The organism is Brooklawnia sp. (assembly GCF_032229645.1).
Classification (GTDB): domain Bacteria; phylum Actinomycetota; class Actinomycetes; order Propionibacteriales; family Propionibacteriaceae; genus Brooklawnia.
Map to the genome: position 1 here is coordinate 5,987 of NZ_JAVTWX010000018.1, position 12,496 is coordinate 18,482.

At 64.6% G+C, this 12,496-nt stretch carries 13 protein-coding genes; 10 read left to right on the top strand and 3 right to left on the bottom strand.

Annotated elements, in window-relative coordinates; genetic code table 11:
* Positions 1-324: 324 nt before the first annotated feature.
* The 4 genes from AAFP05_RS01120 (at position 325) to AAFP05_RS01135 (ending at position 2,776) form a co-directional block, all read left to right on the top strand.
* Positions 325-600, top strand: a complete 276-nt coding sequence (locus AAFP05_RS01120) for a DUF1778 domain-containing protein (protein ID WP_341728008.1) — start codon at positions 325-327, stop codon at positions 598-600.
* Positions 593-1,123, top strand: coding sequence for a GNAT family N-acetyltransferase (locus AAFP05_RS01125; RefSeq protein WP_341728009.1), 531 nt, complete (start codon positions 593-595; stop codon positions 1,121-1,123). The genes AAFP05_RS01120 and AAFP05_RS01125 overlap by 8 nt, the downstream gene beginning before the upstream one ends.
* Positions 1,124-1,434: 311 nt before the next feature.
* Positions 1,435-1,713 carry a HigA family addiction module antitoxin gene (locus tag AAFP05_RS01130; protein WP_341728010.1) on the top strand — a complete coding sequence of 93 codons (279 nt, stop codon included), beginning with the start codon at positions 1,435-1,437 and terminating at the stop codon, positions 1,711-1,713.
* A 43-nt stretch (positions 1,714-1,756) separates the two neighbouring features.
* Positions 1,757-2,776 (top strand): DUF4272 domain-containing protein, encoded by a 1,020-nt coding sequence (locus tag AAFP05_RS01135; protein WP_341728011.1) that lies wholly within the window; start codon positions 1,757-1,759, stop codon positions 2,774-2,776.
* A 28-nt stretch (positions 2,777-2,804) separates the two neighbouring features.
* Here the strand turns inward: AAFP05_RS01135 and AAFP05_RS01140 are convergent, their stop codons facing one another.
* Together AAFP05_RS01140 and AAFP05_RS01145 are read right to left on the bottom strand one after the other, a co-directional pair.
* Positions 2,805-4,841, bottom strand: a complete 2,037-nt coding sequence (locus AAFP05_RS01140) for a lipid II flippase MurJ (protein WP_341728012.1) — start codon at positions 4,839-4,841, stop codon at positions 2,805-2,807.
* Positions 4,838-6,127 (bottom strand): aspartate kinase, encoded by a 1,290-nt coding sequence (locus AAFP05_RS01145; RefSeq protein ID WP_341728013.1) that lies wholly within the window; start codon positions 6,125-6,127, stop codon positions 4,838-4,840. The genes AAFP05_RS01140 and AAFP05_RS01145 overlap by 4 nt, the downstream gene beginning before the upstream one ends.
* A gap of 274 nt (positions 6,128-6,401) precedes the next feature.
* On the opposite strand from AAFP05_RS01145, the gene AAFP05_RS01150 reads away from it, so the two are divergent.
* From AAFP05_RS01150 to AAFP05_RS01175, 6 genes are all read left to right on the top strand, one after another.
* Positions 6,402-7,097: an MgtC/SapB family protein gene (locus tag AAFP05_RS01150; RefSeq protein ID WP_341728014.1), complete on the top strand. Its 696-nt coding sequence runs from the start codon at positions 6,402-6,404 to the stop codon at positions 7,095-7,097.
* 60 nt (positions 7,098-7,157) lie between these two features.
* Positions 7,158-7,760 carry a DUF1707 domain-containing protein gene (locus AAFP05_RS01155; protein ID WP_341728015.1) on the top strand — a complete coding sequence of 201 codons (603 nt, stop codon included), beginning with the start codon at positions 7,158-7,160 and terminating at the stop codon, positions 7,758-7,760.
* A gap of 196 nt (positions 7,761-7,956) precedes the next feature.
* Positions 7,957-8,949: an ABC transporter substrate-binding protein gene (locus AAFP05_RS01160; protein ID WP_341728016.1), complete on the top strand. Its 993-nt coding sequence runs from the start codon at positions 7,957-7,959 to the stop codon at positions 8,947-8,949.
* Positions 8,950-8,952: 3 nt separating this feature from the next.
* Positions 8,953-9,951: an ABC transporter permease gene (locus AAFP05_RS01165; protein WP_341728017.1), complete on the top strand. Its 999-nt coding sequence runs from the start codon at positions 8,953-8,955 to the stop codon at positions 9,949-9,951.
* Positions 9,944-10,735, top strand: a complete 792-nt coding sequence (locus AAFP05_RS01170) for an ABC transporter ATP-binding protein (RefSeq protein WP_341728018.1) — start codon at positions 9,944-9,946, stop codon at positions 10,733-10,735. The genes AAFP05_RS01165 and AAFP05_RS01170 overlap by 8 nt, the downstream gene beginning before the upstream one ends.
* A 36-nt stretch (positions 10,736-10,771) precedes the next feature.
* Complete coding sequence (locus AAFP05_RS01175; protein WP_341728019.1) at positions 10,772-11,893, top strand: adenosine deaminase; 1,122 nt, start codon at positions 10,772-10,774, stop codon at positions 11,891-11,893.
* Here the strand turns inward: AAFP05_RS01175 and AAFP05_RS01180 are convergent.
* Entirely contained in the window at positions 11,847-12,320 is a 474-nt protein-coding gene (locus AAFP05_RS01180; protein ID WP_341728020.1) for a nucleotidyltransferase domain-containing protein, read from the bottom strand. The genes AAFP05_RS01175 and AAFP05_RS01180 overlap by 47 nt on opposite strands.
* Between the last annotated feature and the right edge of the window lie 176 nt (positions 12,321-12,496).

Genomic DNA, 12,496 nt, shown 5'->3' on the forward strand with positions numbered 1-12,496 from the left:
ACCCCGACGATGAGGATCGATCGCGAGCTTGCTCGCAGTAGATCCGAAGAGGAAGGGGTTGAAGGCCCGCAGGGCCGAACATCCCGACCACAGATAGACGGCGCCTGTCCTCACTGAGGCGGGCGTTGTTTTGCTGTTGCAGCTCACCGCGCGCCCGTTCCCGCGGCCCAAGTCTGACGCCGCGTTCGAGATCTCGGCATCTTGGCCGGGTCCTCAGATTCTGGCCGCAGGAATTTGCCGTGGCATAGGGACAGGGCACCAGGGCCCAGCATTGTGCCATCCGGGAGGCTGCCGTACGATTGTCCGTACGAAGGGTGGTGTGCCATGACCGCGTCTGCACGATTGGAGTTCCGGGTGACGCCGGAGGTAAAGGTGATCATCGAACGCGCAGCGCAGCTTGCCGGTGAGCCGGTGACAGCATTCGCGCGAGCCGCAGCCGAGGAGCGGGCCGAGCGCGTCTTACGTGAGCATGAGGTGATAACCACCGTGCCCGCACAGTTCTTTGACGACCTCATCGCGGCGTTCGACGCACCGCCGCACCCGAACCCGACATTGGTCGCGGCAGCAACCCGCTTGCGTGAGACGGTCGTCCGTGACTGAGCGATTCCGATCGCAACGCTTCGATCCAGATCATCACAACGTCTCCGGCTTCACTTGTGGAGAGCAGGCGCTTGATCTGTGGCTGACAGATCAGGCAGCCACAGCGGCCAAGCGCGGTACTGCGCGCACCTGGGTGTGGCTGGACGGTGAAGACAAAGTAGTTGGCTACTACGCGCTGGCTGCCCACAAGGTCACACGTGAACAAGTCCCCTCCAGGATCGGCCGCGGCGGACCCGCCGAGATTCCTGCTGTTCTGCTGGCGCGGCTCGCGCTGTCCGAGCATCTTCACGGGCGCGGGCTGGGAGCAGTGCTGGTTGCCGATGCACTCGAGCGCGTAGTCATAGTCACCGGCACGGTTGCGGCACGGCTAGTCGTCGTCGATGCGCTCACCGAGGCTGTTGCCCACTTCTACGAGAAGCTTGGATTCCGGCGTATCCCTGGCAGTCTTCGTCTCGTGCAGAAGATCGCCGATATCGAAGCCGCCTTCACAACTGGAGCAAGCGACCCACTCGGTTCCCAGTAGCCCCGAGTGGATCCGGGAAGTTACGACCGCCAGGGTTGTCTGGAGCTGAATCCCCTTCCGCGTCCACGATTCGGATCCCGACCGCGTCATCAGTGGTCGGCGGCAGGCACCTCCGATCTTTCCGCCCACGGCGAAGCAGACTGCGGGGAAACCCCGAGAAATACCACTCAACTTGACGACGCGAGTATTGTTTCTCGCTGGGTCCAGATGGCACCCACGACCGACCAGCAATGGCGGCCATCTACTACCAGCATCGACGCCGGCACCCTCACCGGCGCCGGACTCTATCGGTCCGTCATGAAAGAGGTGCTATGACCACCCTCGGTGCCCCCATTGCTGATACCCCGATCCACCCCGGAGAAATCCTGATCGAGGAACTGCTGATCCCGCTCGGGGTCTCGCAGAAACGCCTCGCCGCAGCCACTGGCCTAACGGTTCAGCAGATCAACCAGATCGTCCGCTGCAAGTGCAGCATCACCGCCGAGACCGCGCGATGCTTGGCCCGCTATTTCGGAACCACCGAGCAGTTCTGGCTCGAGCTGCAGAGCAACTACGACCTCGAATGCACCCGCGCCGGCCTCCACTGCTGATCCGACGCCCGTCGGGCGCGCCCAGCGCACTATTGTTTGCTGCATGCTGATCAACGCCTACTCGACGCGGCATGAATCTGTGCCGCATGACTTCGCCGATGCGGACGAGCGTTTCCGCTGGCACGAATCAGGTGAGCAGGATGCCGCCTTCGCGACCGCGTTGACCGAACTGGACGACTACATCAGCCGGGCCGGCGTTGGCCAATCGGCAGAGAGCATCCGTGCATTGCAGCGTCATGTCCTCGACACTCAGCGTTCCTACGCCTTCAATCTCGACAGCGGCGATCCCGCTCAGCTCGCCGAACTGGCGGACTGGGCCACCAGCGCCAATGCCATCCTGGTCGCCGAAGGCGCGTTGGTCGATGCCATCGGACGTCCGCTGCTCGCCGGCAAGCATGGTGCCCCTACCGGCAAGGCGCCACTGACTGCGGAGTCCACACAGCGCGCCCAGATGATTCGCAGCTGGCTGGCGTCCGCCCACGGTTTGCAGGTGCCAGGCGACCTCGCGCCAGTGCGCAGCAAAGCAGAGATCCTCCCCCGCGATGCCGATGACGTGGGTCTGCGCATCGTCGGGCTCGTGATGACCAGCGACTTCGCCAGCTCAGTGATTGCCAACCACCCACTCGACCAGCGCGCGATGCAGGCGGTTTTTCCTCGGGCCATTGCCGCCCTGCCCGACTCCGAGCGCGAACTCTTCAAGGATCGGGACGCCACCGCGGCGCGCGGCATGCAACGTCGCATCGAAGCCGCCAACGAACTGCTGTGGGCGACCGGACGCACCACCTTGGGCTGGCCCTCGGCCGGCTGCAAACCCAGCCAGGTGAAAGATCTCGTGCTGCGGCGCGGCGAGAGCGGCTTCCTGGATCGGCTTCAGCTACGCGATATCGATGAGCTGACCGACGAATACGAGTGTCTCTCGTCGCTCATGTGGGCGCTGGATAATCAGCAGGCGATGCGTCCGGCCGTACATTCGGACGCTGACCCGCTCATCGTCGCCCAGCGGCTGGCAGCGCTGGAATGGCTGCTCAATCCGCAACTCGCCTGGGACGACATCGACGCCTGAGCTGGCCGTGCTGGTGGGCCTCCCGGGATCAGCGCACCTGCGGTAGATGCAGTCTGCGCAATAGCGGATTGACTAGGTCGAAGAACTCCCGTACTCCGAAGAGCCGCGCGGTGATCAGGATCGCCACGATGAAGCTCACGCCACCTGCTACCCCGCCGAGGAGTTGCCACAACCAGACGGAGGCATTGAACGACTCTGCGTCACCGAACGCTGTCTCGGCCGCTATCGCCGGCGGCATCAGCATCAGCACACCCCGGTAGGCGAGCCACGCCGCCACACCGGAGACGGCCGACGCGATACCTAGCCGCAGGTACATTCCGAGGATTGACCCGAGCCCGAAGTCACCGATCTGGTGGCGGGCGTAAAGCATGAAGACGATGGCCAGGGTCGTGTTACCGAAGAACATCCCCAGGCAGATCACCACCAGGCCGTCCTCCAACGGCACCAGGTAGGCCAGCAACGCGAAACCCACCTGAATGGCGGTGAGCAAGCATTGCATCCACAGATTGGTCTTGCCCTGCTCGGACGCAAAACAGTACTGCTGCTGCAAGGTGACGATCGTGAAGCTGAGCATGCTCGCGCACATCACGATCAGCGGCAATGTCGTCGCACGCGCCTGCTCGGCGGTCAAACTAAAATAGACCACCCGCACCGCGGGCATCGCAAGCGCGATGAACAGCATCGAAACCGGGATGATGCCCAGTGCGGGCAGCGTCAGCCCGCGATGCACCATCTCGCGCATGTCGGTCAGACCGGTCCGAGGATCGTCGCGGCGCTGCCATGCCCTGGCCAGCTGCGGGAAGAGCGCGGTCAGCAGCGACATCGCGATCAGCGCGTAGGGCATCTGAAACAGGCTCATGGCGTTCTGGTAGCTCACATAGCTCGCGACCTCGATACCCTGGGCATCGGCACTATCGGCCAGATAGGTTGCTACCTTCATCGTCAGCAGACCGCCACCCTGAGCGATGACGAGCGCGAGGAAGGTCAAACTGGCGAAGCGTCCGAGTTGCCCGAAACCGTGCCCGCGCAGCCCCCATCGCGGACGCCACCGGAACCCGCTGCGGTAGAGCGGTGGAATCAGCAGCGCGGCCTGCACGGCGATGCCCAGGGTCGCGCTGCCTGCCAGCACCCAGATCATCTGGGGCGTCCAGGCTGCCGCCTCCTTCTGACTCCCCCACAAGGCCAAGAAGACAACCAGACCCGCGATGGCGACCACGTTGTTGGCGACCGGCGCCCAGCCGTAGGCGCCGAACCTGCCGCGCGCATTGAGGATATTGCCGAGCACCGCGAAGATGCCGTAGAAGAGCACCTGCGGCATGCAGATATAGGCGAAGGCGATGGTCAGCTGCATGCCGGGCCCGCTCAGCGAGGTGAACGATCGCATCAGCAGCGCCGCACCGGCCGTGCAGATGATCGCGACGGCGGCGATCAGCACGAGCGCCGCAGTGACCAGGCGGTCAACGAAATCCTGACCGCCGTCCGGGCGCTTCATGGCCTTGGTGATCTGCGGGATCAGCACTGCCTGCAGGATGCCCGCCGAGAGAAGCACCAGAATGAAGTTCGGCAGCGTGTTCGCGGACTTGAAGGCAGCGCCCGCAACTGCGGTGCCGAGCACTGCGGTCTGCAACGAGGCGTTCACCATGCCCAGCACCCGGCTGACCAGGGTGCCGGAGGCCATCAGCAGCGAATTGCGTCCCAGATGTTTGCGGTCTTGTTCGTCGATGGCGTCGACGATGGATTCTGCCGAGTCGTCGAGCTGCTGACCCGCACCATCGCCTCGATCGACCAGGTCCTGACCAGAATCCGCGGCACCGGACGCAGCTGCCGGCTCTGCGGGCGGCGGCTCGGCGCGCCTGCTCGGAGCCGAATGGTCGAGTCGGGGGTCCCAGACGATCCGCGGGATCATTCTGGTTTCGACGAATGCCTCGGGATCGTCGAAACGCTGGAAGGAGATCTGCTCGGGCTCGTCGAAGTCTGCCGCCCGTTTGGGTGCGGCAGAAGCGCCGGGATCGCCGGGTTGGGCCCTGCGAGCAGGTTCTTCCCAGGGCTCTCGGGCCTGAGTCAACGGCCGGTCCCCGCATAGACGACGGCTTCTTCGTCGCTGTCCAGCCCGAAGGCGGTGTGTGCGGCCTGCACGGCTGCGTCCACGTCGGCCACGTTGACCACCACGGAGATGCGGATCTCGGACGTGGAGATCATCGTGATGTTGATACCTGCTTCGGCCAGCGCCTTGAAGAAGCGCGCGGTGACACCCGGATGAGTGCGCATACCGACGCCCACCACCGAGACCTTGCCGACCTTGTCGTCGTAGCGGACCTCGGTGAAGCCGATCTGATCCTTGGCCGCGTGGAGTGCCTCCATGGCCTTGGCGCCGTCGCTCATCGGCAGCGTGAAGGTGATGTCGGTGGCGCCGGTGGCGACCTCCGAGACGTTCTGGACGATCATGTCGACGTTGATGTCGTTCGCGGCGATCACATCGAAGATGGATGCGGCCTCACCCGGCCTGTCGGGAACGCCCACCACGGTGATCTTGGCCTCGCTGCGGTCGTGCGCGATGCCGCTGATGATGGCGTCTTCCATGGCGTTGCCTTCCTCGAAGTTGACCCGGCCGGTGACCAGGGTGCCGGGATTGTTGCTGAATGAGCTGCGCACATGCACGGTGACGCCCTCGCGGCGTGCGTATTCCACGCAGCGCAGATGCAGGATCTTCGCGCCGGAGGCGGCGAGCTCCAGCATCTCGTCGTAGCTGATCTGAGACAGTTGACGGGCACCGTGGACGATGCGCGGGTCGGCGGTGAAGACCCCGTCCACGTCGGAGTAGATCTCGCAAACGTCGGCGCCCAGCGCGGCCGCGAGAGCGACCGCGGTCGTGTCGGAGGCGCCGCGGCCCAGCGTGGTGACGTCTTTGGTGGCCTGCGCGACGCCCTGGAAGCCCGCGACGATGACGATATAACCCTGGTGGAGAGACGTCTCGATGCGTCCGGGAGTGATGTCGATGATGCGGGCATTGCCGTGCTGCGGTGTGGTGATCACCCCGGCCTGGCTGCCGGTGTAGCTCAGGGCCTCGGCCCCCAGGTCGTTGAGGGCCATCGCCAGCAGAGCAGCCGACTGGCGCTCGCCGGTGGTGAGCAGCATGTCCAGTTCGCGCGCCTGCGGATCCGGGCTCACCTCAAGCGCCAGATCCATCAAATCGTCGGTGGTATCGCCCATCGCCGAAATGACCACGACGACCTGGCTCCCAGCTTCCTTCGCCGCCAACACGCGGCGGGCGACCCGCTTGATCGACTCCGCGTCGGCAACCGACGATCCGCCGAACTTCTGGACGATCCGGTGCTGCTCACTGTGGCTCATCTATGCCTCCCTGGCACCGGTGAAAGCAGAAGGCGCCGGTCCAACTTTAGCCTGTATCCACCGATGGCCGTCGTCGCGAGGGGCACCTGGCGGGTGCGATGGCAAGTCGAATCTCGCGAGGGCAACCTGGAAGGTTGTTGAGCGTGGGAGACGCGGGCAGCGTGCCTGGCAGGAGTCGCGCAGCAGACGGAGATCGGTGGATACAGGTTTAGCCTGTGTGCACAGCTGCACACTCAGGCCACTCGCCATAGGATCACCTCGGGAGGTGAGAGGCATGGGACAGATCGACTGGGCGCTGTTCGGCTCAGAGACGCTGCGAGTACTGGCTGCGGCCGTGTTCTGCGGGCTGATGGGGCTGGAGCGCCAGCTGCGCCACAAGAACGCCGGGGTCCGCACTCACGCCCTGGTCGGCATGGGAGCCTGCCTGTTCACCATCATCGGAATGCACCCGTTGCTGGGCGAGACGTCGGGCGATCCGATGCGGGTCGCGGCGCAGGTCGTCAGTGGCATCGGCTTCCTGGGCGCCGGCGTGATCTTCGTCAACCGGGACGCCGTGCGCGGCATGACCACGGCTGCCGGCATCTGGCTGTCGGCCGCGATCGGCATGGCCTGTGGCGCCGGTATCCTCCTGCTGGCGGCGGTCACCACCGCGATGTATCTGATCATCGTGGCAGGCATCGGCCCGATGCTGCACCGGCTGCCGGGCGGCGATCGCCGGATGCTGGTGCGGCTGACCTACCGGGACGGGCTGGGCACGCTACGCCGCGTGCTGACCGCGGCCACCGAGATGGACTTTCAGTCATCGGTCGTCTCGACCCGCCAGCTGCGCGGCACCGACCCGACCCGCGTCGAGGTCGTCGTCCGCTTCACCGGCGGACTGCCGCTACGCGATCTGGTCGCCGAAGTGTCCGAGATCGACGGCATGGAATCGGCGGTCATCTTCTCGGATTCACACGAGGACGAGGAGTAGTCCGCGCGGCTGGCGATCTGCCGGCGGGCCGCAGTACCGGCCACCGCGTAGCCTGGAATCATGAGCCAGCTGCCCATTGAAGATGCCGATCGCGACCGAGTGATCGTCGCGTTGCAGCGCAGCCGCGCGTCCGGATATCTCGACGACGCGGGGCTCAACCAGCGCATGGAGATCGCGCTGGCGACCGATGACCCCTACCAGTTGAGCAGCCTGCTAGCCGATCTGCCTGGGGTGAACGCCTATATGTGGTCTCCGTCGGCACACCAGCAGCTGAGTCCTGCGCCTCCGGTGGCCGCGCAGCAACTGAAGCAGTGGCAGGAGTTCCTGCGCAGCTATTGGGGCGTTCTGTTGGCTCTGGGTCTGGTGCTGCTGATGGTGATGGGCAACGGCTACTTCTCGTTCTGGTGGATGTTCGTCATGGTGGCGATCTTCTTCCCGCGCGGCATGCGCTCCAAACTGCATCGGCCGCAGAGTCCGCAGCCGAGGCCCTTTCAGGGGTTCCGGCCTGATCCGAATCAGCCGTATCAGCCCAACACCGGCCAGCCATATCGGCCTGCACCCGGCACCCAGTCTCCGCCGGTCACCGACCAGTTCGATTCGGACGACGACTCGGGCAACGGGACCGACCGCTGGAACCAGCCGCCGGCTTCGGGCAACAGCTGACATCCCGCCGGTTGATAGCCCTTAAGTACCCTGAGTTTCTTTCGATCAGGTAACGCTTATATCTTTGTGCCCGATCAGGTTCTCGCCGGTTGCGACCGAATGAGACGCTGATACAGGCAAATCGCCAGCAGGTACCGTAAATTCCTGCAGCGCCCCGCAGTGGTCCGCGGCGCGCAGTGACGTGGAAGGAACCATCGTGAAGAAGACTTGGCGCACGCTCGCGGCGCTCGCCTCGGCCGGCACTCTTCTGCTGGCCGGCTGTGGCTCGGACTCCGGTTCGGGTAGCTCGGCCAGCGCAGGCGGCTCGGACACCGAGTACAAGATCGGCATCACCCAGATCGTCTCGCATGCGTCGCTGGACGCCGCACGCGACGGCTTCAAAGATGGCCTGGCCGATGCCGGCATCAAGGCCAGCTATGACGAGCAGAACGCGCAGGGCGACCAGGCAACCGCGTCGTCGATCGCCAACAAGTTCGCCAGCGCGAACCTCGATCTGGTACTCGCTATCGCCACGCCCACCGCGCAGGCGACCGCGCAGGTGATCACCACCACACCGATCCTGTTCACCGCGGTCACCGACCCGGTCGCCGCCGACCTGGTCGCGTCCAACGACGCGCCGGGCGCCAACGTCACCGGCACCACAGACATGAACCCGGTCGCCGAGCAGATCGGACTGATCAAGCAGATCGTTCCGGACGCCAAGACGGTCGGCATCCTCTACTCATCCGGTGAGGTCAACTCCGCCGTCCAGGTCGAACTGGCCCGCGAAGCCGCCGCAGCCGACGGGCTGGAGGTCGTCGAGAAGACGATCACCACCACCTCCGAAGTTCTGCAGGCCGCCCAGTCGCTGGACGTGGACGCGATCTACCTGCCGACCGACAACAACGTGATCGCGGGTCTCGATTCGGTGCTGCAGGTCGCCGAAGAGCGCAAGATCCCGGTGATCGCCGGCGAGACCGAATCGGTTTCCAAGGGCGCGCTGATCACCTACGGGCTCGACTACTACGAGCTGGGCAAGCAGACCGCCGCGATGGCCGTCAAGATCCTCACCGAGGGCGCAGATCCCGCGACCATGCCGGTCGAGTCTCAGAAGGACCCGCAACTGGTCATCAACACCACCGCAGCCGAGCGGATGGGTGTCACCATCCCGCAGTCGCTGCTCGACAAGGCCGACGAAACGGTTAAGTAACAGATGATCACAGCGATCGATCTTGGTCTGATCTTCGGGTTGATGGCGCTCGGGGTCTATCTGACCTTCCGGGTCCTCGACTTCGCCGATCTGACCATCGACGGCAGCTTCACCACCGGCGCTGCCACGGCTGCCACCCTGATTGTGGCAGGGTGGCAGCCGCTGGCGGCGACGCTGGCCGGCACAGCCCTCGGACTGGTCGCTGGATTCGTCACCGGAGCACTCAACACCTGGGGCAAGATCCATCCGCTGCTTGCCGGAATCCTCACCCAGATCGCCTTGTATTCGATCAACCTGCGCATCATGGGCAAGGCGAACGTGCCTTTGCTGCGCAGCACCACCCTGTTCACCCCGCTACGCGACAAGGGCCTGCTCGGTACCTGGGTCTCGGTCGGCATTCTGACCGCCCTGCTCGCGGTCTTCGTCCTCGTGCTGGTCTGGTTCTTGTCGACCGATATCGGTCTGGCGCTGCGAGCCACCGGCGACAACGAGGGCATGGCCCGCGCACAGGGCGTCAACACCGACGCGATGACGCTGCTGGGTCTATCGCTCAGCAATGGTCTGGTGGCGCTGGCGGGTGCGCTATTCGCGCAGTACCAGGGCTATGCGGATATCGGCATGGGCATCGGCCTGATCGTCGCCGGGCTGGCCTCCGTCATTATCGGTACCGCGATCATCAACAACGGGCGCATCTGGATCACCGCCGTCGCGGTGGTCGTCGGCTCGATCATCTACCGGTTGATCATCCAGGCGGCGCTGACGATCCCCTGGTTCGATCCCAACGACATGAAGCTGCTGAGCGCCCTGATCGTGATTACCGCATTGTTGCTGCCGCGCTGGGATGTCTTCAACAAGATCCGGGCCCGCAGCCGCGATAAACAGTCCGCGGTCGATCCATGGGGGGCACCCGATCGCGAACCTGATCCCGAAGAACTCGACTCGGGCGACGCCCGGGCGCCGCGTCCGGGACTCGTGAAGAAGGTGAAGCGCAGCGATGCTTGAGGTACGCCATGTCACGAAGGCATTCTTCCCACACACCGTCAACGAGAAGATCGCGCTGCGCGATATCTCGCTGACCTTGCGGGCCGGCGATTTCGCCACCATCATCGGCTCGAACGGCGCCGGCAAGTCGACGCTGCTGAATGTGGTCGCGGGACGCTATCGTCCTGACCTCGGTTCGGTATGGATCGACGGCGACGACGTCACCAGGCTGCCCGACTACCGGGTGGCCCGGCAAGTCGGCCGCGTCTTCCAGGATCCGATGGCCGGCACCAGCCCGCATCTGACGATCGAAGAGAATCTGGCGATCGCGTGGGCCCGCAACCGTGGACGCGGGCTTCGCCTGGGCGTCAGCAACGCCCGACGCGAGCAGTTCCGCGAGGAATTGAAGACCCTCGAGTTGGGCCTCGAAAACCGGCTGACGGCGCGGGTCGGACTATTGTCGGGCGGTCAACGGCAAGCATTGTCGCTGGTCATGGCGGCTTTCACTCAACCGCGCATTCTGCTTCTGGACGAGCACACCGCGGCCCTGGACCCGCAACGCGCGGCCCTGATCAGCCGCCTGACCAAGCAGATGGTCGAGCGTCACAAACTGACCGCGATGATGGTCACCCACAACATGGAGCAGGCGCTGCAATTGGGCAACCGGCTGATCATGATGCACGAGGGCCAGATCATTCTCGAGTTGCACGACGCTGCCAAGAAGAAAGCCACCGTCGCCGACCTGATGGCCCAGTTCGACAAGCTCAAGGGCGTCCAGTTGAGCGACCGGACACTGCTGGCCTGAGGGCCTGACATCGCCGGAACCTCTACGATTGCCCTCATGGCCGATGAAGAGTTCTTCCGCAGTCTGCCCAAGGTCGCGCTGCACGATCACCTGGATGGCGGGCTGCGACCCCAGACGATGATCGAGATCGCCGATGAGATCGGCCACCGGCTGCCTGCCGCTTCTGCAGATGAACTCGCGGAGTGGTTCTATACGACGGCCAGTTCCGGATCGCTGGCCGAGTATCTGACGACCTTCGATCACACCACCGCCTGCATGCAGCGGGCCGCGGACCTGCGCCGGGTCGCTCGCGAATGGGTGGCCGATCAGGTCGCCGACGGGGTCGTCGCCGCGGAGGCCCGGTGGGCGCCGGAGCAGCATCTGCGCGCCGGACTGAGCCTGGACGAGACGGTCGAGGCGGTGGCCGAAGGGCTGCGCGAGGGGGTGGTGCAGGCTGCGTCCGCAGGCAAGCCCTTTATCGCCGGACAGATCGTGACCGCGATGCGCCATGCCGACCGTGGTGTGGAGATCGCCGAGTTGGCGCTGCGGCATCGCGATTCTGATCTGGTGGTGGGCTTCGACATCGCAGGTGGCGAGCAGGGCAACCCGCCGTCCAAGCATCTGGCCGCTTTCCAGCTGCTGCGCGACAACGACTTCTGCTACACGATCCATGCCGGCGAAGAGGGCCCGCTGAGTTCGCTGCACGAGGCTGTGCAAATCTGCGGTGCAATGCGGATCGGACACGGCGTCAACACCGTCAAGGACATCACTCGCGACCTGGAGAGCGGGCGGTATTCGCTGGGACGCCATGCTCGTTTCATCCGGGATCAGCAGATTCCGCTGGAGGTCTGCCCGAGCTCCAACCTGCAGACCGGGGTGGCCACCTCGATCAAAGCGCATCCGGTCGGCACACTGATCTGGCTAGGTTTCAACGTGACGCTCAACTGCGACAACCGGCTGGTCAGCGCCACGACGCTCAGCCGCGAATATGCCCTGGTCAGCGAGGCCTTCGGGCTGTCGACGATGCAGATGGCCCAGATCGCGCTGGCCGGTGCGGCCGCGCTCTTCCTCGATCATGCCGAGCGGACGAAGCTGGTTCAGCAGATGACGCTGCCCTGGTTCCAGTCCTCGGTCAACGAGCGGGGCGCGGGCGTCCAGCCCGAGCTTTGGGAGCGCTGAGGCCAGCGGCCGGGTTGGCCGCGCCTGTCTCTCCATGCGCCAGCACGTCGCGCAACGGCTGGGTTTCGATGAAGTGGTTGATCGCGAAGATCTGGCGCTCATAAAAGGACGCCGCAGTTCTGGCGAAGAGCACCCGGCATTTCGTCAGTGCCCGATGCTGGGCCACCGGACCAGCATGCGCCAGATCCATGAGATCCAGATGGTCACCCGGAACCAACTCCGCGAGGGCGTCCATGAACCCCAGCAGGTCGTGGCCAGCACCGCTCTCGAAAGCAACCGCAAGATCGATGTCACCCGGCTCTGCCGAATCGAGAGCGCTGCCGAACAACACCAGCAGATCGACGCGGTATTTCCCGCAGAGATCGCCGAGTTCGCCGTCTGCAGCAGCAGTATTCAACCTGCGCAGTTGCTCGGTGACAGTGATCATGCTCTCAATGGTACGGGCGTAGCTCGGGCAAGCTCCTAGCGTCAGCTGCTTAGCGGGACTGCATGGTCAAGAGGACACGGCTACGAGCCAAGTTCCAACGGGTCGGACCTGATCATGCCCGCACGATTATCGAGTTCAGTTTGGTCACCTATAGCTACCAAACTGAACTCGATAAT

Coding starts and splice junctions, on each gene's coding strand:
- AAFP05_RS01120 (WP_341728008.1), top strand. CDS start 325: ATGACCGCGTCTGCACGATTGGAGTTCCGGGTGACGCCGGAGGTAAAG.
- AAFP05_RS01130 (WP_341728010.1), top strand. CDS start 1,435: ATGACCACCCTCGGTGCCCCCATTGCTGATACCCCGATCCACCCCGGA.
- AAFP05_RS01135 (WP_341728011.1), top strand. CDS start 1,757: ATGCTGATCAACGCCTACTCGACGCGGCATGAATCTGTGCCGCATGAC.
- AAFP05_RS01145 (WP_341728013.1), bottom strand. CDS start 6,127: ATGAGCCACAGTGAGCAGCACCGGATCGTCCAGAAGTTCGGCGGATCG.
- AAFP05_RS01150 (WP_341728014.1), top strand. CDS start 6,402: ATGGGACAGATCGACTGGGCGCTGTTCGGCTCAGAGACGCTGCGAGTA.
- AAFP05_RS01155 (WP_341728015.1), top strand. CDS start 7,158: ATGAGCCAGCTGCCCATTGAAGATGCCGATCGCGACCGAGTGATCGTC.
- AAFP05_RS01165 (WP_341728017.1), top strand. CDS start 8,953: ATGATCACAGCGATCGATCTTGGTCTGATCTTCGGGTTGATGGCGCTC.
- AAFP05_RS01170 (WP_341728018.1), top strand. CDS start 9,944: ATGCTTGAGGTACGCCATGTCACGAAGGCATTCTTCCCACACACCGTC.
- AAFP05_RS01175 (WP_341728019.1), top strand. CDS start 10,772: ATGGCCGATGAAGAGTTCTTCCGCAGTCTGCCCAAGGTCGCGCTGCAC.
- AAFP05_RS01180 (WP_341728020.1), bottom strand. CDS start 12,320: ATGATCACTGTCACCGAGCAACTGCGCAGGTTGAATACTGCTGCTGCA.